At 32.5% G+C, this 23,698-nt stretch carries 29 protein-coding genes and 2 tRNA genes; 10 read left to right on the plus strand and 21 right to left on the minus strand.

The features are described 5' to 3' along the window. The 5 genes from QI155_RS02315 to QI155_RS02335 all read right to left on the minus strand — a co-directional run bounded on the left by QI155_RS02315 (nt 1) and on the right by QI155_RS02335 (nt 3,418). The gene (locus QI155_RS02315; protein ID WP_281321007.1) at nt 1–645 is read right to left on the minus strand and encodes a hypothetical protein; all 645 of its coding nucleotides are present in this window, start codon (nt 643–645) and stop codon (nt 1–3) included. Nucleotides 646–675: 30 nt separating this feature from the next. Further along, nucleotides 676–1,980, minus strand: a complete 1,305-nt coding sequence (locus tag QI155_RS02320) for a B12-binding domain-containing radical SAM protein (protein WP_068860444.1) — start codon at nt 1,978–1,980, stop codon at nt 676–678. Beyond that, complete coding sequence (locus QI155_RS02325; RefSeq protein WP_083200087.1) at nt 1,977–2,762, minus strand: tRNA (adenine-N1)-methyltransferase; 786 nt, start codon at nt 2,760–2,762, stop codon at nt 1,977–1,979. Before QI155_RS02325 ends, QI155_RS02320 begins: the two co-directional genes overlap by 4 nt. Before the next feature lie 19 nt (nt 2,763–2,781). After that, nucleotides 2,782–2,853, minus strand: a tRNA-Gly gene (locus QI155_RS02330). Between the two features lie 145 nt (nt 2,854–2,998). Further along, nucleotides 2,999–3,418, minus strand: coding sequence for a hypothetical protein (locus tag QI155_RS02335; RefSeq protein ID WP_083200088.1), 420 nt, complete (start codon nt 3,416–3,418; stop codon nt 2,999–3,001). A gap of 199 nt (nt 3,419–3,617) precedes the next feature. Between QI155_RS02335 and QI155_RS02340 the strand changes: the two genes are divergently transcribed. Further along, nucleotides 3,618–4,283 (plus strand): SagB/ThcOx family dehydrogenase, encoded by a 666-nt coding sequence (locus QI155_RS02340; protein WP_281321008.1) that lies wholly within the window; start codon nt 3,618–3,620, stop codon nt 4,281–4,283. A 6-nt stretch (nt 4,284–4,289) separates the two neighbouring features. On the opposite strand, the gene QI155_RS02345 is transcribed toward QI155_RS02340, so the two are convergent. From QI155_RS02345 to QI155_RS02360, 4 genes are all read right to left on the minus strand, one after another. Then, nucleotides 4,290–4,361 (minus strand) — tRNA-Thr (locus QI155_RS02345). A 7-nt stretch (nt 4,362–4,368) separates the two neighbouring features. Further along, a complete protein-coding gene (locus QI155_RS02350; RefSeq protein ID WP_068860448.1) occupies nt 4,369–4,896 on the minus strand; it encodes a macro domain-containing protein in 528 nt (175 codons plus the stop codon). 21 nt (nt 4,897–4,917) lie between these two features. Further along, entirely contained in the window at nt 4,918–6,024 is a 1,107-nt protein-coding gene (locus tag QI155_RS02355) for a cysteine desulfurase family protein (protein ID WP_281321009.1), read from the minus strand. 26 nt (nt 6,025–6,050) lie between these two features. Continuing rightward, nucleotides 6,051–6,269, minus strand: a complete 219-nt coding sequence (locus QI155_RS02360; RefSeq protein WP_281321010.1) for an amphi-Trp domain-containing protein — start codon at nt 6,267–6,269, stop codon at nt 6,051–6,053. Nucleotides 6,270–6,431: 162 nt separating this feature from the next. Between QI155_RS02360 and QI155_RS02365 the strand changes: the two genes are divergently transcribed. Continuing rightward, nucleotides 6,432–7,760 carry an MBL fold metallo-hydrolase gene (locus QI155_RS02365; RefSeq protein WP_068860502.1) on the plus strand — a complete coding sequence of 443 codons (1,329 nt, stop codon included), beginning with the start codon at nt 6,432–6,434 and terminating at the stop codon, nt 7,758–7,760. Next, complete coding sequence (locus QI155_RS02370; RefSeq protein WP_068860452.1) at nt 7,747–8,925, plus strand: radical SAM protein; 1,179 nt, start codon at nt 7,747–7,749, stop codon at nt 8,923–8,925. Before QI155_RS02365 ends, QI155_RS02370 begins: the two co-directional genes overlap by 14 nt. Here QI155_RS02370 and ruvC read toward each other — a convergent pair. From ruvC to ileS, 8 genes are read right to left on the minus strand one after another with little or no spacing between them, the layout of a single operon-like run. Next, nucleotides 8,879–9,370 carry a crossover junction endodeoxyribonuclease RuvC gene (ruvC, locus tag QI155_RS02375; protein WP_083200091.1) on the minus strand — a complete coding sequence of 164 codons (492 nt, stop codon included), beginning with the start codon at nt 9,368–9,370 and terminating at the stop codon, nt 8,879–8,881. The genes QI155_RS02370 and ruvC overlap by 47 nt on opposite strands. Beyond that, entirely contained in the window at nt 9,367–9,972 is a 606-nt protein-coding gene (locus tag QI155_RS02380) for a D-sedoheptulose 7-phosphate isomerase (protein WP_068860455.1), read from the minus strand. The genes ruvC and QI155_RS02380 overlap by 4 nt, the downstream gene beginning before the upstream one ends. Further along, nucleotides 9,972–10,457, minus strand: a complete 486-nt coding sequence (locus QI155_RS02385; RefSeq protein WP_068860456.1) for an HIT domain-containing protein — start codon at nt 10,455–10,457, stop codon at nt 9,972–9,974. Before QI155_RS02385 ends, QI155_RS02380 begins: the two co-directional genes overlap by 1 nt. Further along, nucleotides 10,454–11,251: a uracil-DNA glycosylase gene (locus QI155_RS02390; protein ID WP_068860457.1), complete on the minus strand. Its 798-nt coding sequence runs from the start codon at nt 11,249–11,251 to the stop codon at nt 10,454–10,456. Before QI155_RS02390 ends, QI155_RS02385 begins: the two co-directional genes overlap by 4 nt. Continuing rightward, nucleotides 11,236–12,087 carry an NAD(+)/NADH kinase gene (locus tag QI155_RS02395; protein ID WP_068860458.1) on the minus strand — a complete coding sequence of 284 codons (852 nt, stop codon included), beginning with the start codon at nt 12,085–12,087 and terminating at the stop codon, nt 11,236–11,238. The genes QI155_RS02390 and QI155_RS02395 overlap by 16 nt, the downstream gene beginning before the upstream one ends. Further along, the gene (gene tsaE / locus QI155_RS02400; RefSeq protein WP_068860459.1) at nt 12,080–12,496 is read right to left on the minus strand and encodes a tRNA (adenosine(37)-N6)-threonylcarbamoyltransferase complex ATPase subunit type 1 TsaE; all 417 of its coding nucleotides are present in this window, start codon (nt 12,494–12,496) and stop codon (nt 12,080–12,082) included. The genes QI155_RS02395 and tsaE overlap by 8 nt, the downstream gene beginning before the upstream one ends. After that, nucleotides 12,493–12,963 (minus strand): signal peptidase II, encoded by a 471-nt coding sequence (gene lspA / locus QI155_RS02405; protein WP_281321011.1) that lies wholly within the window; start codon nt 12,961–12,963, stop codon nt 12,493–12,495. Before lspA ends, tsaE begins: the two co-directional genes overlap by 4 nt. Beyond that, nucleotides 12,926–15,673 carry an isoleucine--tRNA ligase gene (ileS, locus tag QI155_RS02410; protein WP_281321012.1) on the minus strand — a complete coding sequence of 916 codons (2,748 nt, stop codon included), beginning with the start codon at nt 15,671–15,673 and terminating at the stop codon, nt 12,926–12,928. Before ileS ends, lspA begins: the two co-directional genes overlap by 38 nt. 225 nt (nt 15,674–15,898) lie before the next feature. Between ileS and QI155_RS02415 the strand changes: the two genes are divergently transcribed. Beyond that, nucleotides 15,899–16,534: a hypothetical protein gene (locus QI155_RS02415; RefSeq protein WP_281321013.1), complete on the plus strand. Its 636-nt coding sequence runs from the start codon at nt 15,899–15,901 to the stop codon at nt 16,532–16,534. Between the two features lie 34 nt (nt 16,535–16,568). Beyond that, on the plus strand, nt 16,569–16,796 hold the full coding sequence (locus QI155_RS02420) for a type I restriction enzyme endonuclease domain-containing protein (RefSeq protein ID WP_281321014.1): 228 nt from the start codon (nt 16,569–16,571) through the stop codon (nt 16,794–16,796). Between the two features lie 17 nt (nt 16,797–16,813). On the opposite strand, the gene QI155_RS02425 is transcribed toward QI155_RS02420, so the two are convergent. The 4 genes from QI155_RS02425 to ilvC are packed head-to-tail and all read right to left on the minus strand — an operon-like array spanning nt 16,814 to nt 20,715. Next, nucleotides 16,814–18,328, minus strand: a complete 1,515-nt coding sequence (locus QI155_RS02425) for a 2-isopropylmalate synthase (protein ID WP_068860469.1) — start codon at nt 18,326–18,328, stop codon at nt 16,814–16,816. Then, the gene (gene pssA / locus QI155_RS02430; protein ID WP_281321015.1) at nt 18,306–19,091 is read right to left on the minus strand and encodes a CDP-diacylglycerol--serine O-phosphatidyltransferase; all 786 of its coding nucleotides are present in this window, start codon (nt 19,089–19,091) and stop codon (nt 18,306–18,308) included. Before pssA ends, QI155_RS02425 begins: the two co-directional genes overlap by 23 nt. Further along, on the minus strand, nt 19,088–19,705 hold the full coding sequence (locus QI155_RS02435; RefSeq protein WP_068860474.1) for a phosphatidylserine decarboxylase family protein: 618 nt from the start codon (nt 19,703–19,705) through the stop codon (nt 19,088–19,090). The genes pssA and QI155_RS02435 overlap by 4 nt, the downstream gene beginning before the upstream one ends. Beyond that, nucleotides 19,702–20,715 (minus strand): ketol-acid reductoisomerase, encoded by a 1,014-nt coding sequence (gene ilvC, locus QI155_RS02440; protein WP_068860476.1) that lies wholly within the window; start codon nt 20,713–20,715, stop codon nt 19,702–19,704. The genes QI155_RS02435 and ilvC overlap by 4 nt, the downstream gene beginning before the upstream one ends. Nucleotides 20,716–20,927: 212 nt before the next feature. On the opposite strand from ilvC, the gene QI155_RS02445 reads away from it, so the two are divergent. Genes QI155_RS02445 through QI155_RS02465 form a run of 5 tightly spaced genes read left to right on the plus strand, consistent with a single transcriptional unit; the run spans nt 20,928 to nt 23,671 of the window. After that, nucleotides 20,928–21,233 (plus strand): MTH1187 family thiamine-binding protein, encoded by a 306-nt coding sequence (locus QI155_RS02445; protein WP_068860478.1) that lies wholly within the window; start codon nt 20,928–20,930, stop codon nt 21,231–21,233. Next, nucleotides 21,230–22,066, plus strand: coding sequence for a universal stress protein (locus QI155_RS02450; RefSeq protein WP_068860480.1), 837 nt, complete (start codon nt 21,230–21,232; stop codon nt 22,064–22,066). The genes QI155_RS02445 and QI155_RS02450 overlap by 4 nt, the downstream gene beginning before the upstream one ends. Before the next feature lie 20 nt (nt 22,067–22,086). Continuing rightward, entirely contained in the window at nt 22,087–22,521 is a 435-nt protein-coding gene (locus tag QI155_RS02455) for an MOSC domain-containing protein (protein ID WP_068860482.1), read from the plus strand. Beyond that, nucleotides 22,518–23,000, plus strand: a complete 483-nt coding sequence (locus QI155_RS02460) for a MogA/MoaB family molybdenum cofactor biosynthesis protein (protein ID WP_068860489.1) — start codon at nt 22,518–22,520, stop codon at nt 22,998–23,000. The genes QI155_RS02455 and QI155_RS02460 overlap by 4 nt, the downstream gene beginning before the upstream one ends. Continuing rightward, nucleotides 22,997–23,671: a cytochrome c biogenesis protein CcdA gene (locus tag QI155_RS02465; protein ID WP_068860491.1), complete on the plus strand. Its 675-nt coding sequence runs from the start codon at nt 22,997–22,999 to the stop codon at nt 23,669–23,671. Before QI155_RS02460 ends, QI155_RS02465 begins: the two co-directional genes overlap by 4 nt. Nucleotides 23,672–23,698 lie beyond the last annotated feature (27 nt).

Consider the following 23,698-nt stretch of genomic DNA (forward strand, 5'->3'; position numbering starts at 1 on the left):
TTATGCTACTTCAAGTGCCTTCAATCTTTCTTCAAAATCTCTCATTCTTTGTGATAGAGCTTTTCTTTCTTCAAGTAAGTCTTTTAAAACTCCAGCAAGATAATCATTTTGTTTTAGGAGAAAATCAAAGTCATACATTTTTAATTTAACTTTTATATCCTCTAAATCACTGTGAACTTCTAACATTGAAAGTCTTAGGGCTTCTCTTAATTTTTCTAAGGAAGCAGTAAATCTCTGTTCCATACTCATCAATTCAGCCTTTGTAGCCATCTGTTGCTTTATTTCTGTAACATCTTGCTTGAGGACTGCCACATCCTTTTTTAGCATTCCAACATCCTGTTTGAGGACTACCACATCCTCTTTTAGCGTTCCAACATCCTGTTTGAGGACTACTACATCTTCTTTCAGCATTCCAACATCTTGTTTCAGCACTCTTACATCCTGTTTCAGAGTTTCTACATCTTGTTCAAGTTTAGTAATCTTTTGTTTCAATATTTCTACATCTTTAACCAATCCCTTAATTTCTTCTTTGACAACAGCTTTGACTTCTTCCCTTACGATTACCTTGACTTCCTCTCTTACAATTACCTTGACTTCCTCTCTTACAATTGTTCTTATCAATTCTGCTAATTTTTTCTCATCCATTTATAACCTCCAAAATGAAAAATCCGCCACTTATAATAGCAAATTAAAATTGTTAACATCAAGTTTTAATTTTTTTAGTTCCTCCTTTGAATATCCAGCGAAAATCTCTGAAAAAATTGAATTATTTGTAAGTATCGGATCTAAATCATCGGAAATAATCCCTGTTTTTACAAACTCCTGCCAATAATAGGTTCCTTTAATTGGCGAAAACTCAGTTAAATGAATCCGAACTCTTAATTTCTTTAAAAATTCAACTCCTGCTTTTACTTCTTCAAGAGATTGCCCTGGAAGTCCATACATTATATAAACTCCTATTTCATTAGGTAGAAATCCAGCTTCTTTAAGATATTTTACTGCTCTTTCAAGTTCTTCATTTGTAACCTTTCCTCCAGTTTCAATCTGTCTTTTTATATTAACTGTTTCAAGGCTTAATCTTATGGTTTTAAATCCAGCCTTTTTCATCAAATAAGCAAGTTCTCTATCAATAAACCGTGCATGAAGTCCATTAGGAGTATGAAATCTTGTTTTCATATTTTTTTCAATAATTTTTTTCAACAAAGGTTTTATGTGGCTTTCAGCTTTATAAAGTAGAGCATCATCATAAAAGGCAAAATCTCTTATACCTAAACCATACAATCCTTCAATCTCATCAATAATTTCATTGATATTACTTTGTTCAAAGGATTTAGATAATAAAGAAGAAGCACAGTAGGGGCACCTAAAAGGACATCCTGTGGATGTTAAAAGAGGTGCATATTTCATTTCACTATAAAAATTCATCTGCCACCAGTATTTTTGCTTCTTATTTATTTTTTCAGGCTTTAATCCAAGGGTTTCAATTACCTCAACTAATCTTTCATCTACTTGTCCTTCATAAACAAAATCAACATCTATATTTTTTTCTGCATGTTCCTTATACAGGGTTGCATAAATTCCTCCAAGAATAATTGGAGTATCTTTAAATTTCTCTCTAAGAATATTTATAGCCTCTTTTACACCGTACCACCAGTAGCTCATTATTGAAGTAACAAAGATTAGATCGACATTTTTTATGGATTTAATTTTTTCAATAAATTCAGAACTGCTTATTCCGTATTTTTTGTATTTTCTGGGTATTTTTTTTAAAATTTCAGGTTTTTCTATGACTTCTGCTTTATATTTACCTGTTCCGTATTTTTTTATTTTATATGAGTCACAACAGTCAATGAAAAATAGTTTCATATTAAACTGGGTTAAAAATTCAGCTACTTTTAACAATCCAAGTGGTCTTGCCCAGAAATTATAGGCAGCAAAATCATAGATCCAAGGATTTACAAGAAGGCATTTAATTGTCATGCAAGCTTTCTAAAGACAACAATAAATCCTGTGTGAGCAACCATTCTTAAGGCTGGTCTTAAACTTAATCCCTCCTTTTCCCATTTTCTCTCAAGAAGTTCGAATATGCCAATTTTGTAAAGTTTTGTAGAAAAATTTTTTTCAAATTCTTCCATCAAACTGTAAATTTGTAAAACAGTTGTAAGGTAACATCCTAAAATTCCACCAGGTTTTAATACTTCTACAACTTTATCAAGAAATAGCCAAGGTTCTGTAAGGTCAAGAATTGCTCTGTCAAAATCTGATTCTTCTATACCTTCAGCAATGTCTTTATTTAAAAGAATAAGCTCTCCTTTTGTTTCTTCTCTAAAGAATTTTTCAATATTTGTCTTTGCAGTCTCATAAAAATCCTTTCTTTTTTCATAGGAAACAACTTTCCCTGATTTTCCTACAGCTCTTAAAAGAAAAAGAGTTAAAGCCCCAGATCCTGTTCCAGCTTCAAAAATTTTTGCACCTGGAAAGATATCCAAAAGAGTAATAATTCTTGAAATATCTTTAGGATAAATAATTTGTGCACCTCTTTTCATCTTGAGTATGTATTCCTCAAGAGTGGGCTTGAAAACAGTCAAAATTTCTCCATGGGAAGATTGAACTTTTATCCCCTCAGATTTTCCAATTATATCATTAAAGGGAACATTACCTTTATGAAAATAAAAGGAAGTATCTTTTTTTAAAGTAACCAGATATTTTCTTTCCTTTGAATCTATTATAAGAGCCATTTCATCTTCTTTAAATACTGACAACTTTCCCTCCAATTAAAAAAGCGGGCGACGGGATTCGAACCCGCGACCTTCAGCTTGGGAAGCTGACACTCTCCCGCTGAGTTACGCCCGCAAGGTAATATAGTTTTTTATATCATTGTAGATTAATCAATGTCAATACAACAATATTTATCAAGAATAATCCCTTTTAAAAAGTATTGTTTCCTTAGAATTGACAAAAAAGAAAGACATCCTTTTTTAAACTATATGGTTTCCCATTAAAACCACTTATTAGGTATTGTCTGTTCCTTTGAAAGATACATCCATCCCTTTACTATTCTATAAATCCACCATGCAAGTCCTAATATTAAAATTATATAAGGTAATATAATCGTGATAATTGAAATTATTGCTAATAAAAATATTATTATACTGCCCCAAAAAGTTTTAATCTGCCATGTAAAATGGGAAATGATATAATCTTCTACTTTATCTTCCAATGCACTTTTTCTAAACAAGTAAGCCATTACTATACCTACAATAACAGTTATTCCTATTACAAGACTTGTAGCATATAGAATGTAGACCAAATAGGCTTTGTTTTTATAGGACCTAAGTTTGTTCTTTAGTGCCTCTGCAGTGTCATCCAGAAAAGCTTCTACCTTGTTTTCCTTTTCTCGATAAATTTTTTCTTCCATTATTTTTTTCTCCTTGTTATGATGTTTTAATTTCATAAATATTATACTTTATAAAAAAGCCAAAAATCTTTTGTTACATGTAGGAATCTCATTTTTGTTAATTTTATCAACTTAATTTTTTCAGTCTAATTGAATATTGGCAAAACAAAAATTTAGAGATAAAATTATAAATAAGAAATCAAAATTAGGAGGGCAAAAAATGAGAAAAAGTTTTACATGTTTTATGATTATCTGTCTAATATTTTTTTGTACAGATTTATACGGAGAAAGTGTTATTGATCTTCCTAAACCCCGATACAAAGGTAATATTACCTTAGAAGAAACTTTAAAGGAAAGAAGATCTGTAAGAGAATTTTCAAATCAACCATTGACTTTAGAAGAAATTTCTCAACTTTTATGGGCTACACAGGGAATAAAAGATGAATCAGGGAAAAGGACAGTGCCATCAGCAGGAGCTTTGTATCCCCTTGAAATATACTTATTGAGTGGTAATGTTAAAAATCTTCCTGCTGGAATTTATAAGTACAATCCCTTTAAACACCATATCATGAAAATTAAAGAAGGCGATAAAAGAGAAGAACTTTCTAATGTTGCATTAGGACAGCCATGGGTTAAAAATGCATCTGTTAATTTTATAATTGTTGCAGTTTATGAAAGAACAACAAGAAAATACGGGGACAGAGGCATTAGATATGTTCATATTGAAGTAGGACATGCTGCCCAAAATCTCTTGCTTCAAGCAACTGCTCTTAGACTTGGAGCTGTTCCTGTTGGTGCTTTCAATGATAATGAGGTAAAAAAAGTAATCGGTTTAAGGGACAATGAACAACCTCTTTATATTATTCCAGTTGGGAAGAGAAAATAGCATTTAAGCCGGGAATGGGATTTGAACCCACGACCAGTCGATTACGAATCGACTGCTCTGCCGCTGAGCTATCCCGGCATTGATATTATATTTTATCAAACTCTTCTTTAAAGTATCGATAAGTATCTTCATCAAAGAGGCAGAATTCAATTTCCTGTAAGTGAGTAGATTGATTTTTTATATATTCTAATGCTGTGTTAAAGATCACCCTTGCAACCATATCTTTAGGGCATCCATAAATCCCTGAACTTATTGCAGGGAAAGAGATGCTTTTTAATTTATATTCATCTGCAAGTTTTAGACTACTAAACACAGCATTTTTTAATTTTCTCTCTTCTTCACCTTCGCCCCATCTTGGTCCAACAGCATGGATTACATATTTTGCTTTTAATTTACCAGCTGTTGTAATTGCCGCAGAACCTGTTTGAACAAATCCAATTTTATCACTTTCCTGCTGGATAATCTCACCACCTTTTTTTACTATTGCTCCAGCAACGCCTCCACCGTGTTTTAGGTAATTGTTTGCAGCATTTACAATTGCCTCTGTGTCTCTTTCAGTTATATCACCTATCATTATTCTAATTGTTTTTCCATTAATTATTTTTTCCTCCATAATTAATCACCTCTTTAAAGGTCAATTTATCATATTTAAAATAATATTTAAGGCTTCATTTACTTCACTAAGGGTTGTAAACTTCCCTGTACTTATTCTTATTGATGAGATAGCATCTTCTTCCTTTAAACCCATTGATAGCAACACATGACTTGGCTTTCTTACCCCAGAATGACAGGCAGAGCCAGCTGAAAGGGCAACTTTATCTCCAATTTTTTCTACAAATTCATCAGCTATCACACCTTTTATTGAAATGTTAAAGGTATTTGGAAGTCTTGGTGAGTAAGCTCCATTCAATTTGACTAGAGGATTATCAAGAAGCCCCTTTAGTAAAGGTTCTGTTACATTTTGAAGATGTTGTTGTATCAAAGGCAACTCTTCAGAGATTATTTCACAGGCTTTCCCAAGTCCGACAATATAGGGAGTATTTTCTGTTCCTGGTCTTAATCCCTTTTCGTGGGATGCCCCAATTATCAAGGGTTTTATAATAAAACCTTCTTTAATATAAAGAGCTCCTATTCCTTTTGGTGCATAAAATTTATGACCAGCCATTGTTAACATTGTAACTTTGAGTTCTTTTACAGAAACAGGAACTTTACCAATGCTTTGAGCACAATCTGTGTGAAAGGGTATTTCCTTTTCAAGTAAAATATCACTAATTTCTTTTATTGGTTGAAGCATACCTGTTTCATTGTTAGAATGCATAATTGTAACAAGAATTGTATTTTTTTTGATTACCTTTTTTAAATCATCGGGATCAACTATACCTCTTGAGCTTACAGGTAAAAAGGTAACCTCATAACCCATTCTTTGAAGTTGTTTACAGGGATTTAACACAGATGGATGTTCTATTGATGATGTTATAATGTGTCCTTTATCAAAACAAAGCACTCTTCCAAATATGGCAAGATTATTGGATTCTGTTCCACCAGAAGTAAAAATTATCTCTTGAGGAGAGGCATCAATAAGTTTTGCAACTTTAATACGTGAAATTTCAATTAATTCTCTTGCTTTTTTGCCAAATAAATGATTACTTGAAGGATTTCCAAATTCTTCTAAAGTTTTTATAATCTCTTCCTTTACTCGTGGATCAACTGGAGTTGTTGCATTGTAGTCAAGATAAATCATTGGAGTAGAAGATAGAGTTGTTTAAACTATTCCCATTCAAATTCGACTTCTATCTGTTTTTTTCCTTCTTTCTCTTTGTATTCAACTTCTAATTCAAAATCTTCAGGTATTTCAATATTTACATCCACAACTGTAACTGTGCCCTTTTCTAAGGCATCAGCAAGTTTTCTTAGATAGTCTGCTGCTTCAGCTTTGTTTACTGTTTTTTCAAATTTTACTTTTTTTTCTTTTTCTTTCTCGCCCATATAATTCCTCCTTTTTGATTTTAAAAGATTAAAACTTTCAAAAAAGTTATTAAATTTTACTTTTTATCTAAGTATATCAGAATTTGATTGTCCTTTTCTATAAGTGCAACAATAGCAATTAAAAATTTATTTTTGAAAGGTAAAAATGTTATCATTTCTATCATGAAAATTCAATTTCTCGGTGCAACGAAAACTGTTACAGGCTCTTGTTTTTTACTTGAAATAAAAGGAACGAATATTCTAATTGATTGTGGTTTTTTTCAGGAAGACAGTTTAGAATATTTAAATTATGAACCCTTTGCCTTTAATCCAAAGAAAATAGATTTTGTCATACTTACCCATGCTCATCTTGATCATTCAGCTTTAATACCTAAACTTTTTAGAGAAGGTTTTAAAGGAAAAGTAATTACAACTCCATCAACTAAAGATTTACTTGAAATAATGCTTTTTGATGCTTTAAAGGTTCAAAAAAATGAGCATTATAAACAACCATTGTATGATGAGGAAAATATTTATAAAGCTTTGAAATTCACTGATGTCTTAAAATATAATCAAGTTTTAAATCTTAAAGGAATAAATTTAACTTTATATGACGCAGGTCACATTCTTGGTTCTGCCTCAGTTAAATTGGAAATTGATGGTAAAAATATTGTTTTTTCAGGTGATATAGGAAGAAAAAATTATCCTATTTTAAGGGATCCTGAACCACCATCACGTGCAGACTGGTTAGTTCTGGAATCAACCTATGGTAATAGAATGCATAAAACTCTTAATCAAAGTATTGATGAACTACTGCAGGCAATTAAAGAAACTTTTAAAAGGGGTGGAAATGTTATAATTCCTGCTTTTGCAGTAGGAAGAACTCAGGACTTACTATATATTCTAAATCGTTCTGTAAAACAGGGATTAATTGAACCTATAAATGTTTATCTTGATAGCCCCCTTGCAGAAGAGGCAACAAAGGTGTATCTTTCCCATCCTGAAGTTTTTGATGATGAAGCATTAAAAGAGATGAGAAATCCAAAGAGAACATCAATAAAACTTCATTTTGTAAAAACAGTAGATGAATCAAAGAGATTAAATAATATTAAATCACATTCTGTTATTATAGCTGGTTCTGGAATGTGTCAGGGAGGAAGAATTATATATCATCTTTACCATAATATTCACAGAGAAGAATGCGGAATTATATTTGTGGGATTTCAAGCAAAAGGAACCATTGGTAGAAAAATTATTGACGGTGAAAAAGAAATCCTCCTTTTAGGTAAAATGGTTCCAGTAAGGGCAAAAATATACACAATTGGAGGATTTTCTGCCCACGCTGATCAATCTGAATTAATGGATTGGCTTTCTGTAATAAAGGGTAATCCAGAGGTTTTTTTAGTGCACGGTGAAGAAAGCGTTATAGAAAGTTTTAAAAATTCTATTCTAGAAAGATTTAATTTTAAATGTCATATTCCAGATAGATTAGCAGTATATGAACTCACATAAATTCTATTTAAATAAGGACTTTTATATAAAACTCATTGAATTTCCAGCTCTTTATAATATTAAAACTGACGAACTTTACTGCCTCGATGACAGGGCATTAGATATTCTGAAAAATATAGACAACGTAGATATAGATATTTTAGATAATTCAGATAAAGAGTTTATTGATTTTTGCCTTAAAGAGGGAATATTAATTGAGAATCCTCAGGGAAGAATTAGAACTAAATTAAAGCAGTCTCCTATCCCCTCTCTAAGATATCTTGAATTGCAGATAACTAAACGTTGTAATCTAAAATGTAAACATTGTTTTTTAGGAGATACAGAAAATGTAGATTTACCCTTAGAAAAAATACGAAAAATTCTCAAGGAGTTTGAAGAAATGCAAGGGCTTAGGGTTTTAATAACAGGCGGAGAGGCTCTTTTGCATCCAAAATTTTCAGAGATTAACGAATTCTTAAAAGAAGTTGCCATAAGAAAAATCCTTTTTACCAATGGTAATTTATTAGATGATGGTATACTGAAAAATCTTAATGTAGAAGAGATTCAGATAAGTATTGATGGAATGAAATCGGGGCATGAAAAATTAAGAGGTGTTGGCACTTTCGAAAAGGCCCTTTCTTCATTAAGAAAAGCCATTGATTACGGTTTTCAAGTCTCCGTAGCGACTGTTATTCATAGGGGTAATATTGAGGAATTTTATGAACTGGAAGCTCTTATTAAAAGTTTAAAAGTGAGGGAATGGACAGTAGATGCTCTTACTATGGCGGGAAATCTTTTAATTAATCAAGAATTCTGGGTTTCACCAGAAGAATCATCAAAAATAATGAATAGATATGGTTTTTCATTAGAAGATCATCCAAGAATTGAAGGTTATGGTTGTGGAGCCCATCTTTTATCAATTAGTGCAAGAGGATTTGCTTCCTTTTGTTCTTTTTATGAAAATTCTCCCATTGGTAGCATTGACCAAGGATTGGAAAAACTGTGGACAAAGAAAAAACATGTTTTTCTTAGAGAACTTAAGTGTGTAGAACTCAGTTGTCCATTTATAAATGATTGTCGGGGAGGATGCAGATACAGGGCAAAAACTCTTTCAGATAATGAAAACTCTCCTGATTTATTTAAATGTTACCAGATGGGATTTTATCCCTTAAAATCTTCGAATTAATATGACATATTGCTACTGCTAAGGCATCTGCACAATCATAGGAAATAGAACTATTCAATTTTAAGAAATTTCTAACCATACTTTTAACCTGTATTTTATGGGCTCTACCGTAACCTGTTAATGCTTTTTTTATTTCAGTAGAGCTGTATTCGTAAACAGGAATTTCCCTTTGAGCTGCCACCAAAAAAGCAATTGCCCTTGTATAACTTAAAACAAAGGAAGAAGTAATTTTTTTACCAACAAAGGCTTTTTCAACTGCCATCTCTTTAGGTGAGTATTTTTCTATGATTTCCAGAAGTGATTGGTATATATATTTAAGTCTCTCAGGAATATTTTTTCTATGGGAAAGATTCAATGTTCCCGCATTAACTAATTTCATTTCAGAAAGTTCAATAATTCCAAATCCAAAATGTCTGCTACCAGGGTCTATCCCTATAACTGTCATTGCTTTACCTTCTTTTTTGTTACAGGTATTTCAAATAATATATCTTCAACTAATTCACATAAAATGTGTCCAAGTGTAATATGGGTCTCCTGAATTCGAGGTGTTTCCTCTGAAGATACTGCAAAGGCGTAGTCAACTTTTGATATTAGTTTTTCTCCTTTTATACTTGTAAATGCTATTGTTTTAAGTCCTCTTTTTTTGGCTGTCTCTATACCCTTTATTACATTACGGGAGGAACCTGATGTGCTTATACCGATTGCTATATCACCTTGTTGTCCGAAAGCTTTTATCTGTTTAGAAAATATTTCTGAGTAGTCATAATCATTTGCTATTGCGGTGATTACAGCCATATCTGTATTTAAAGCAATTGCTGGAAGCCCTGGTCTTTCCCTTTTAAATCTGTTTACAAATTCTGCAGCAATATGGGATGCATCTGTTGCGCTTCCACCATTTCCAAAAATTAAAATTTTCCCACCTTCATTAAGTGTTTTTGCAATAATTTCAGCAACTTCTCGAATTAAACTGATGTTTTCTTTAAAAAACTGTTCTTTTACTCTGATTGATTCTTCATAGGCTCTTTTAATTTTTTCTTCTATTTGCATCACATTTCCTCCTTAAAACACGGATAAAGTTTGTCATAGGTTTCAAGAATATGTTCTGGAATAACTCGCACATCTTCAAGGATTGTCATAAAGCCAACATCTCCTGCCCACCTAGGTACAATATGCCAGTGAAGATGTTCATCAATGCTTGCTGAGGCAACCACTCCTATATTAAGTCCTACATTAAAGCCATCGGGATGAAGTACTTTTCTCAAACATTTAAGACATTTAACAGTAAGAATCATAGATTCTGTAAGTTCTTCTGTATTTAAATCTTCAAGGGTATTCACATGCCTGTAAGGAACAACCATAAGATGTCCTGAACTGTAAGGATATTTATTCATAATTATGAAGGTAAGATTACCTCTGTAAAGAATTAAATTATCTCTGTCCTTTTCTTCCTTAGGCTTATCACAAAATATACATCCTTTTTCTTTTTCCCCTAATATGTACTGTATTCGCCATGGCGCCCATAATACTTTCATTTAAGCCTCCTCAATGCTTCCTGTGCATCTTCCCATGTAAGCCATTTGTCCTTTCTATTTCTTAATAAATAGGAAGGATGAAAAGTAGGAATAACTGTAATTTCCCTATAAAAGAAAACTTTCCCCCTAATTTTTGAGATCTGTATTTCCTTGAGCTTTCCTTTTGTTTCCATTAATGCATAGGTAGCTACCTTACCAAGAGTCATTATTACCTTAGGAGAGACTATTTCTATCTCCCTTTTCAAATAGTCAAAACAGATTTCGATTTCACTTTCAAAGGGCTCTCTATTAGCGGGTGGATGGCATTTTACAGTGTTTGTTATGTAAACATCTTGCCTATTAAATCCCATTTTTTCAATAAGATTTGTCAGAAGCTTCCCTGCTTCACCAACAAAGGGAATACTCTGTAAATCTTCATCAACTCCTGGAGCTTCTCCAATAAACATGAGCTTTGCATTGATATTACCCTGTCCACATACTGGATTTTTTCTTGAGTTACTAAGCGGACATTTTTTACATTCCTTGATTTCTTGGTTTAGTTTATCAATAGCCGAATTTTTTTTATGTCCAATGGATAAAGAAAAATCATCATTATAAATTAAACTTTCTGATAAGTTTTCATTATTTTTTTTACTCTGAATATTTACTATCGAATATAATAGGGATTCAGTTTTAACGGATTTAGAATGAGAATTTTTTAGAAGAGATTTTAAAAAATCATTAGGTAACTCTTTAAATCCAAGAGCTTTATAAAAATTTAGCAAATCAATTATATAGTCTATCTTTCTCCCCATCTTAACTTCTCTCTAAGAATTTTAAAATAATCCCTTCCTAAAGGTGCTATTATGTATGTCTTTTCTTCTGCAATTTTACATCTTATTTGGTCATGTTTTTTAAGTGGAAAACCTATTTGTCCATCTATTGTTAAAAAAACATCCTTTGCTTGGGATGATATAACTATATCTATTATGAAGTCATCAGGGAGAACAAGAGGTCTTACACTCAAAGTGTGTGGGCAGATTGGAGTGAATACTAATCCCCTTAAAGTTGGATAAAGTATAGGTCCACCTGCAGAGAGATTATAGGCTGTTGAGCCTGTAGGAGTGGAAATAATTATTCCATCTGCCTTTATTGTGGAGACATAAGTTTCATTTATTATTAAGTCAAAATTTGTAATTTTTGCTAAAATCCCTTTGCCAATTACTAAATCATTAAGTCCAAGATATTGAGATATAATTTGTTTATCTCTAAAAACAGTAGCATGGAGCATGCTTCTTTCTTCTATTTCATAATTACCTGAAAAAATTTGTTCTAAAATTGTGAATAAATCAGTTCTTGGAACCTCTGTTATGAAGCCTAAGCTACCCATATTGATGCCTATTATTGGAATTTTTTTCCCTCCTATAAGTCTGGAAATAGAAAGAATAGTTCCATCACCACCTAAGGCTAATATAGCATCAGAATTACGGATTGTTTCAATTTCTGAATGGGTAAAGGTTGAAATTTCTCCAACAGAATGAAAGAGCATGCATTCGCTACCTTTTTCTTTTATCCAGTCTTGAAGTTTTAATGCTGTTTGAATAGCTAAATTATCGTTTTCTTTGTATAAGATGGAAACATTTTTAAACATCTTTGACTTCCAAAGTAAAAACTCTTGTTTGGTCATTAACAATATCAATTTGAATTTTTAATGAGTTATCAGGTAATTCCGTCAGTTTTTCTGCCCATTCTATTACGCAGGTACCTGATTCAAAATACTCCCAAAAATCTATATCTTCTCTTTCAATGTTTTCCAATCTATAAAGGTCAATGTGATAGAAATTTTTATCTTCATAATTGGACACTATTACAAAACTTGAACTCATAATGTCCTTCTCTTGAATTCCAAAAGAGGAGGCAATGCCTTTTGTAAAGGCAGTTTTACCTGCTCCCATTTCTCCGTATAGTGCTAACACCTTTATCCCTTGAGATTTTATAAAACTTCCGATTATTTTTCCAAGTATTTTTGTTTCTTCTTCAGAATAGGTAAAAATTTTCATTTTCTTAAGCTTTTATACAAGAATAAAACAATTCCTATGCTAATAGCGGTATCGGCAATATTAAAAGCAGGCCAGTGGAAACTACCTACATGAAGATCAATAAAATCAATAACATAACCATAGATTAATCGATCTATAGCATTACCCAGAGCTCCTGATATGATTAAAGAATAAACAAACCAGTTCGGATAGTCTTTAAAACACAGAAATACAAGTACTGCTATAACAATTATTGATACAATTATGAAAAATTCGGAGCCTAAAAATTTGAACATTCCAAAGGCACTTCCTTTGTTTTCAACATAAACGAAATTTAAAAAGGGTAATATTTCAATAATTTTATCAGGATAAAGAAATTTTACAGCAAGAAACTTTGTTAGTTGGTCTACAAAAAAAACAATTAAAACAAACAGAAAGGCTTTCTTTTTATTAAGCCTTGATGACATGATAGCATCTTGGACAGACATCAGAAATTTCAAGTTTACCAACCATCGGAGAGTAATTCCAACAACGCTGGCATTTATATCCCTCTGCCTTTTCTACAGTAACAGTAAAATCTTTATCTTCCGAGTCTAAGAAATCCCTCACTTCAACTTGAGATACAATAAAAAGGGTAGGCAAAAAATCAAAATAGGTTGCTATAAAATCTTTAAGATTTTCTTTAACATTCAGAATTATTTTTGCTTCAAGGGAATTTCCGATGAACTTTTCCTGTCTTTTAATTTCAAGGGCTTTATTAACTTCATCTCTTATGCTTATTAATTTTTCCCATTTTTCTTCTAATTCATCATTTATAAATTTGTCTTCAACCTCTGGCATACGGGACAAGAATACACTTTCAGTTTCTCTGAAAGGAAGATGTTGCCATGCTTCTTCAGCAGTAAAAGACAGGATAGGTGCGATAAGTCTAATTAATGATTTGGCTATATTGTAAAGCACCCACTGGGCAGCTCTTCTTTCAAGAGAGTCAGCCTTAAATGTATATAATCTATCTTTAAGTATATCAAGATAAAAGGAACTCATATCAGTTACACAGAAATTATGCACTCCATGGAAAACTTGATGAAACTCAAAATTTTCATAGGCTCTTTTGACTTTTTTAATTAACTTCTGAAGCCTCATCATTGCCCATCGGTCTATTTCAAGGAGGTAGTCTTCATAATTTTTACCGTCATAATCATATATATTACCAAGTAAATATCTGAGTGTATTTCTTATTTTCCTGTAAGCCTCTGTAAGTTGTGAAAGAATTTCTTTTGAAAGTTTTATATCATCTCTGTAATCTTCTGCAGAGACCCATAGTCTTATGATATCAGCTCCGTGCTGTTTTATTATTTCTTGTGGAGCTATTACATTGCCAAGGGATTTAGACATTTTTCTTCCCTGACCATCTACTGTAAATCCATGAGTAAGAACAATTCTATATGGAGCCTTACCTTTACTACCAACTGAGGCAATTAAAGAACTTTGAAACCATCCTCTATGCTGGTCACTTCCTTCAAGATACATATCTGCAGGCCAGCTTAAATCTGAATTTCTCTCAAGAACAGCAGCATGGCTAACTCCAGAGTCAAACCAAACATCAAGAATATCTTTTTCTTTTTGGAAATCAGCGGATCCACATTCAGGACATTTGAAATTTGGTAACAAATCCTCAAGATTTATCTTAAACCAAACATCAGAGCCTTCTAATTCAACAAGTTTATATATTTTATTAAATAAATTTTCATCTTTAACTACATAACCACAATTTTTACAGATAAACAATGTTATAGGAACACCCCAACTTCTCTGTCTTGAAACACACCAATCAGGTCTTCCTTCAACCATTGAATATATTCTTTCCCTTCCCCAAGAAGGAATCCATTTAACTTTATCAATTTCTTCTAATGCTTTCTCACGAAGATTATTATGAGCCACTGAAATAAACCACTGCGTTGTTGCTCTAAAGATAATAGGTTTTTTACATCTCCAGCAATGGGGATAGGAATGAGTTATTTTCCCTTCCCATAATAGAGATCCCAAGTTTTTTAGATGTTCTATAATAGCCTTATTAGCGGTAAATACATTTTCTCCAGCAAAATAAGGAATTTCCTTTGTGAATCTACCTTTATCGTCAACTGGAGCGTATATATCAAGTCCATATTTTAAACCTATTTCATAATCTTCTTCTCCATGGCCAGGAGCAATATGAACAACACCAGTGCCTTCACCGGTTTCTACAAAATCTGCAATTACAATTTTTGAAATTCTATCAATAAAAGGATGTTTAGCTCTTATTCCTTCAAGTTCTTTACCTTTAACTTCGAATAAAGGAGTTTCTTCAAACTCAATTTTGTTTTTAAGATTGTTGATTGATTCTTTAGCTACTAAAATTATTCCTTTTTGACTTTTAAGTCCTACATAATCAACCTCTGGATTAACTGCTAAGGCTAAATTTGCAGGTAGTGTCCAGGGCGTTGTTGTCCATATTACTATATATAAAGGAAAATTCTCTACTGGAAATTTATCAAGATCAATTATTTCAAAGGCTACAAATATTGAAGGAGACTCTTTATCATAGTATTCAACCTCTGCATCTGCTAAGGCTGTTACACAGGAAGGGCACCAGTAAACGGGTTTTTTACCGCGATAGACATATCCATTTTTCACAAAAGTTAGAAATTCTCTAACTATTATGGCTTCATAATCATTGGACATTGTGATATAGGGATTATTCCAAAAACCAAAAACACCAAGACGAATAAATTCATCTTTTTGAATATTTATAAATTTTTCAGCGTATTGTCTGCATAGTTGTCGTTTTTTAAAAATATCTACATCGTCCTTTTCTTTACCAAGTGATTTGTCAACCTGAAGTTCAATAGGTAGTCCATGACAATCCCAACCAGGAACAAAGGGAGAATATTGTCCTATCATGGAATGGTATTTAACAATAATATCCTTTAAAATTTTATTTAAGGCATGTCCTATGTGGATGTGTCCATTTGCATAGGGTGGACCGTCATGTAATATAAATTTACCTGAGTTATTTTTTTTATTTATTTCCTGCAATTTTTCATAGATTCTGTTGTCATGCCAAAACTTAAGAATTGAAGGCTCTTTCTCAACAAGATTAGCCTTCATGGGAAATGTGGTTTGAGGTAAATTTAAAGTTTCCTTGTAATCTCTTGACATAGTAAAAAGAATACCATATTAAAACTTTAATTTTCAAATTGCTATAAACTCACCTTTCAGGTTCAAAAAAAGTTGCCACGTAGACGCTCATACCGTTTTCTGAGTCCTCATCCTGAGACAAAGCAGAAGGGATCTGTGAAAACTTGGCTAAATCAAATAATGAAATAAACAAAACGGAAACTGTATTTTTTGAAGAAAATAATATCTATGAATTATAATAATTAGATGTTTGAGAATTTTAAATCTCTCATTTATAATTTTTTAGCTGTCTGGTATACTCGAAAAAAAAATTTTGTCAAAGCAGAAAAGTACATTCTACAATTGTTAGAGAAAGCAAAGAGGCAGAGAAGTCCAAGGGCACAGGCTATTTTAATAGGTAATTTAGCTTACATTTCCAAAGAAAAAAAAGATTATGATAAAGCAATTAAATTGTGTGAAGATGCCCTTCAATATTATATTACAGAAAACGAAAAGTTCTATCTTTTACATATTGCTGGTGAATCTGCTTATTTAAAAGGAGATTATATGAAGGCAATCAACTATTTAAACAAAGCAGAAGAATTTGCAATCTCCTTAGGAGAGATTAAAAGATTAATAGAAATAAAGAATTTAATCGGTCTTAGCTATGCCTTAAGTGAAGACAAACACAGAGCAATCTCATATCTTGAAGATTCTTTAAAGATCGCTAAATCTCAAAGAAATACTTACTATGAAGGCTATATAAATCTTTATCTTGCCAATGTTTATGAAAAATTTAATGATGAAGCAAAAGCAAAAGAGTATTATGAGGAATCTACGAAAATTTTTAAAAAGCTCGGATTAAAGAAAAGTTTGAAAGAGTTACAGGTTTCTAAAATATAATTTTGTTCTATTTTTTTTAAAGAAAGAGAGTTTTTTGAAAATGAAGAAGAGAATAAAGTATGTTGCAAAGGAGATTATCAATAGATTGGGCTATTTTATCAAAATAGTGGATTGGAATAAAAAAGAATCCCTAAGAGCACAAATTAAGATGGAATTAAAGAGAATACTATCAAATACAATAGGCAAAAAAGCTGAATGGAAAGATATTGAAAGAATCGCTGGTAGAATTGACGAACAAATTGAATTATTGTATGCTGCATAAGAAAATCAGCATCTATTTCAGCTTTTTAAATTCTTTAGCGCAAGCTTATTGAGCGCATTTATATATGCCTTTGCAGAGGCAACGATTATATCTGTGTCAGAACCGTGTCCACGAACAGTATGCCCTGCCTCTTCAAGGATTATTGTTACCTCACCTAAAGCATCTGTTCCACCTGTGATTGCTTTTATTTCAAATTTATTCAACTCAGCCTTTGAGCCTGTAAGCTCTGTTATGGCTTTGTAAACTGCGTCAACAGGTCCATCTCCAGAAATTGAAATTTCCTTTTCCTCTCCATTTATTTTCATTCTAACTGTGGCAGTTGGCTTTTTCTTTGTTCCACTGCTTACTTCAAGGTCAATAAGTTGATAAACTTCAGTAATTCTTAATACTTCATCGGATACCAATGCTTCAATGTCTTCATTAAATATGTACTTTTTCTGGTCTGCAAGTCTTTTAAATCTTTCAAAAGCTCTATTTATTTCTTCTTCAGTAAGGCTAAAGCCGAGCTCTTCAAGTCTTGTTTTAAAAGCATGTCTACCAGAATGTTTTCCAAGCACAATTTTTGAACTTGGGATTCCAATATCCTGAGGTCTCATAATTTCATAGGTTGTTCTTTCTTTGAGAACTCCGTCCTGATGAATTCCTGCTTCATGGGCAAAGGCATTTGCTCCAACAATTGCTTTATTAGGCTGAACAACCATTCCTGTGATTTTGCTTACAAGTCTGCTTGTCCTGTAAAGCTCCTGAGTTACAATACCTGTGTCAGCTTTGAAAAAGTCACCTCTTACTTTAAGTGCCATAACAATCTCTTCCATTGCAGCATTTCCTGCCCTTTCACCAATTCCATTGATTGTACATTCCACCTGACCTGCGCCTTTAAGTATGGCTGTAAGTGAATTTGCAACAGCAAGCCCAAGGTCATTATGACAGTGTACACTTATTGTAGCTTTATCAATGTTTGGAACTTTGTTCATTAAATATTCAATAAGTTCTCCGTATTCCTGAGGTATTGTATATCCTACAGTGTCAGGGATATTGACAGTTGTTGCTCCTGCTTTTATTACCTCCTCAGTTACTTTACAAAGATAATCCCAGTCTGAACGAGTTGCGTCTTCTGCTGAAAATTCCACATCATCAGTGTATTGTCTTGCTTTTTTAACAGCCTTTACAGCTGCTTCAATCACTTGTTCTCTGTTCATACGGAGTTTATATTTTAAATGAATATCTGATGTGGCAATAAATGTATGGATTCTTTTTTGTTCTGCAGGTGCCAATGCTTCTGCAGCTCTCTCAATATCCTCATCACGGGCTCTGCAAAGCCCAGCAACAACAACACCCTTAACTTCCTTTGCAATCCTGTTTACTGCCTCAAAATCACCAGGTGAAGCAATTGGAAATCCTGCCTCTATGATGTCAACTCCGAGTTTTTTGAGTTGTCTTGCTACCTGTATTTTTTCATCAACATTCATTGATGCACCAGGAGACTGCTCACCATCTCTTAAAGTTGTATCAAATATTTTTATTCTTCTCATCCTGCACCTCAGGTTTTTGTTTTCTTTTTTTGATTAAAATAATTATATTTTTAATTATACCCCAAAAAACATAAGTGCTTGCAAGTATAAATATGGCAAAGGGTGGATGAATTACAATAAATAAAATTAAAAAAACGAAAAATAAAAGTATCCAAAAAGGCTTTTTTTCTTTAAAATCAACTTCTTTTAATCCATGAAATTTAAGATTGCTTACCATTAAAAAAGATAAAATAAGAGTTAAAGTAGGAAAAATTAAATTTTTCTGGGGAGTATAATTCAGAATTTCCTGACAAAAAATCACTGTAGATGCAAGCATCGTTGCAGCACCTGGGATTGGAAGTCCTTTGAAAGATTTTATTACTTCAACAAGTATATTAAACCTTGCCAATCTTAAAGCTCCACAGGCAGCAAATAAAAAAGCTATTGCAAAACCAACCCTACCAAAATCAAAAAGTGCCCATTTATATATAAGTATTGCAGGTGCTACTCCAAAGGTAACAAGATCTGATAAAGAATCAAGTTCTATGCCAAATCTGGTTGTAGTTCTTGTTAGTCTTGCTACCCATCCATCAAGTCCATCAAATATATTCGCAATAATTATTGCCCATGCAGAATGGATAAAATTCCCATTGATTGCTGCTACTATTCCATAAAAGCCAAAAAACATACCACAAAGGGTGAGGGCATTAGGAAGTATATAAACCCCTTTTTTAGGTTTTCTATTAGGGTCTCTTATCTTCTTAGTTTTTTTTGTCTTTATCATTGTAAAAATGCAATTACTGTTTTTCCAGCTTTAACTTTATCTCCCACTTTAACCTGAATTTTAAAGGAAGATGGAAGACAAATATCAACTCTTGAACTAAATTTAATCATGCCTAATCTATCACCTTTCTTTAAAGTCTGTCCCTCCTTTAACCAGCATACTGATCTTCTTGCAATAAAACCTGCTACCTGTCTTACTGTTATAACTCCATAGGGAGTCTCAAAAGTTATCTTTATGTTTTCATTTTCTCTGTATGCTTTCTCTTTAAATGCTGAAAAAAACTTTCCAGGTGTATGAATTATTTCCTTTACAACACCATCAAAGGGAACTCTGTTCACATGTACATCAAAGGGTGACATAAAAATACTTATTTCAATATAATTCTCACAACAAAGGCTACTGTTTTGGTTAATTGAAATTATTTTCCCATCAGCAGGAGAAACTACTGCGTGTGGGTCTGCTGGTGGAATTCTTTCTGGATCACGAAAAAAATAAAGAAAAAATAGACAAAGTCCAAAACAGACAATTGCCAAAGGTTCTAACCGTAATAAATAAAAAAAGGAACTTAAAAATAATCCACCAGCAATGTATGGGATTACTTCTTTTCTAATCATGCCTTTGATTTATCAACAAGTTTTGAAGTTTTAAGCCATGGCATCATTGCTCTCAGCTTTTCTCCAACTTTTTCAATAGGATGTTCCTCACCTTTTTTGGTAAGAGCATTAAAGGTGGGTTTTCCAACTTTACATTCAAGTATCCATTCCTTTGCAAACTGTCCACTCTGAATCTCATCAAGAATCTTTTTCATCTCTGCTTTTACAGACTGATTAATAATTCTTGGACCACGGGTCAGGTCTCCATACTGAGCAGTATTACTTATTGAATAACGCATTGTTGATATTCCACCTTCGTAGATTAAATCAGCAATAAGTTTTACTTCATGGAGACATTCAAAATAGGCAAGTTCTGGTGGATATCCTGCTTCAACCAGTGTTTCGTAGGCAGCTGTAATAAGAGCTGTCAGTCCACCACAAAGAACAACCTGTTCACCAAAAAGATCTGTTTCTGTTTCATCTTTAAAGGTTGTTTCTATAATTCCAGCTCTTCCACCACCAATTCCAACTGCATAGGCAAGGGCAACATCTTTTGTAATTCCTGATGGATCCTGATGCACTGCCATCAGGCATGGTACACCCATTCCCTTGAGATATTCACTTCTTACAAGATGTCCTGGTCCCTTTGGTGCAACCATAAAAACATTTATATCCTCTGAGGGAACAATCTGTCCAAAATGAATATTAAATCCATGGGCAAAGGCAAGGAAAGCACCCTTTTTGATATTTGGTTCTATTTCTGTTTTGTATAAGTCTGGTTGTAGTTCATCGGGAGTTAAAATCATAATAACATCTGCTATTTTTGAGGCTTCTGAAACAGTCATAACAGTAAGTCCAGCATTTTCAGCTTTTTGCCAGCTTTTACCCTTTCTGAGTCCTACAATAACATCAAATCCACTATCTTTTAAGTTATTTGCATGGGCATGTCCTTGGCTTCCGTATCCTATTATTGCGATTTTTTTACCTTTAAGAATGTCTGTGTTTACATCAACATCGTAATAAATCTTCATTCTACCCTCCTACAATTTATAAAAATTTAACAATTATAACACATGTATTTAATCGTTATCTAATATAACTCTCCCTAAGAGATTGTCAATATAGGCAAGTACTGCCTTAAGAGATTTTAGGTACTTTTGATTTATTTTGATTTTATGTTAATATTTTTTTAAGGATTTTATGTTAATATTTTTTTTTTAAGTCTTCTTAGGAGGTAAAAATTATGATTGTGCAATTTAGTATAGTTCCATTAGGAGTTGGGATAAGTGTTAGTAACTATGTAGCAAAGGTCATAAAGATTGTCGATGAAAGTGGACTTCCTTATAAGCTCCATGCAATGGGAACAATTGTAGAAGGAGAGTGGGAAGATGTAATGAATCTTATAAAAAAATGCAGAGACGCTTTGATGGATGAGGTAGAAAGAGTTGTAATAGACATAAAAATCGATGACAGAAAAGGTGCTAAAGGAAGAATTGAAGGAAAAGTAAAATCTGTTGAAGAAAAAGTTGGAAAAATTGTAAAAAAATGAATCCTGAAAAAATATATGTTGCAATAGATTTTAAATCCTCCTTTACATCAGTAATTTCTTATGCGATTTGGCTTGCAAAAACATTTAATTGTAAAAATATTTGTCTTTTCCATATTATGGAATATACCCTTACTCCACCTGCCTATTTAATGCCTTACATTAATCAAGAAAAAAAGAAAATTGAAAAAAAATTAAACGCATTAGCAGAAGAACTTAATAAATATGAAATAAATACTGAAAATAAAGTTGTTTTTGGAAGACTTATTGAAAGTATCAAGGAAGTTATAAAGGATGAAAAAGCTTGTGCAGTAATAGGTTTTAAAACCCATATTACAAGGCCTTCCACTTCTGAAAGAATTATTAAAGGACATACAATCCCTGTTTTGATCGTCAAAGTAAAAGATTTTAAAGAAATTAATCCCGAAGCTATAAATATAAAAAAGGTTTTATGTCCTGTTGATTTTTCTCCCTATTCTTTGAGAGCTTTAACAACTGCCAAAGAAATATCAGATAAACTGCATGCTGAATTAAAAGTTATACATGTGATACCTGAACAAAAGGTAAAAGGAATAATTGAAGAACCCTCAGAGGTTGAAAAATATTTATTGTATCTAAAAGAAGAAGCCATTGAAAAAATTAAAAAAACAGATGAAAGTCTCCAATATGAAGTTGTCTCAGGTATTCCATCAGAGGTAATCATTGAAAAATCTAAGGATACAGATTTGATTGTAATAGGCTCAAAGGGAAGGTCTTACACTGAAGCACTAATAATTGGAAGTGTTGCTGAAAGTGTTATAAAAAATTCAACAAAACCTATTTTGCTTATTCCTTAAGGATAATTTTATAATACAACATGCATGGCAAAGTTGTTTCAATAAACATTAGTGAAAACAAAGGAACAACAAAAAAAGCTATAGAAGAAGCCTATGTTATCGAAAACTACGGGATTAAAGGAGATGCCCATGGAGGTTCCCATTGGCACAGACAGATAAGTCTTCTTGCTATTGAAAGCATTGAAAAAATGAAAGAAAAAGGAATGCTCCTTAATTATGGAGATTTTGCAGAAAATATCACCACTGAAGGCATTGATTTGTTAAGTCTTCCTTTAGGAGCCAAATTACAGATTGGAGAGTGCATTTTAGAGATTACTCAGCATGGTAAAAAATGCCACAGTAAATGTGAAATCTTTAAAATTGTAGGTGACTGTATAATGCCTCGTGAAGGCGTTTTTGCGAAAGTTTTAAAGGGTGGCAAAATTAAGGTTGGAGATAGCATAACCATACTATGAAATACAAAGTTGCCATAATAACAGTTTCGGACAAAGGTTCAAAGGGAGAAAGGGAGGACTTAAGTGGAAAAGTAATTAAAGAAATGGTTTCCTCATGGGCGGAGATTGTATCATACAAAATTGTTCCAGATGAAAAGGAAGAAATAAAACAGGCAATTTTGGAAATAATATCAAAAGCTGATTTAATTCTTACAAATGGCGGAACAGGCCTTCATCCAAGAGATGTTACTCCAGATGTTACTCGTGAAGTTATTGAAAGGGAAATCCCAGGTATTGCAGAGGCAATGCGATCAGAGGGATATAAAAAAACAAAAACAGCTATACTTTCAAGAGCTATTGCAGGAATTAAAGGAAAAACTTTAATAATAAATCTTCCCGGAAGCCCAAAGGCAGTAAAGGAGTCTTTAGAAGTAGTAATAGATGCACTTCCCCATGCCTTAGATAAAATTAAGGGAGACCCCACTGAGTGTGGTAGATGAATGATATAAGTGTTTCTACTGCTTTTATAGGTGGCTTTTTAAGTTTTTTTTCTCCCTGTGTTCTTCCTCTTCTTCCTGTTTACATTTCTCTTATTACAGGACTTTCTACAACTGAAATATTTCAAGGTGGTTCTAAAATTCGTATTTTAGTTTATACATTAATATTCATTTCAGGCTTTTCAACTGTTTATCTTGCAATGGGTGTTGGAAGTTCTTTAATTGGCAGTATTTTTTTTGATTATCAGGATGTTTGGAGAATTATAGGAGGCATTTTTTTAATTATATTTGGTTTTCTTTTAATAGGATTAATTAAAAGCGGTTTTTTTATGCGAGAGCTTAGACTAAATATAAAGTTTCAGAAGTTTAGTTCTCCTGTAGGAGCTTTTTTTATTGGTGTCGGATTTGCTGCTGGATGGTCGCCTTGTATAGGACCAATATTGGGAAGTATTCTAATTTATTCAAGCATAAGTAGCAGTATTTTAGATGGAATGAAAATGCTTGGAGCTTACTCTTTAGGACTTGCCATCCCTTTTTTAATTTCATCCTTCGCAATTGATTCAGCAATGCGATATCTCAAAAAATATATGAAAATATTTCGATTTATCAATTATTTTTTGGGTGGAGTATTGATAATTCTGGGCATTCTAATGATTTTCGGACTAACCTTTTAATTAAAATATGCATTCAGACCATAAAAT

The sequence above is a fragment of the Thermodesulfovibrio sp. 1176 genome (assembly GCF_029946585.1).
GTDB lineage: Bacteria > Nitrospirota > Thermodesulfovibrionia > Thermodesulfovibrionales > Thermodesulfovibrionaceae > Thermodesulfovibrio.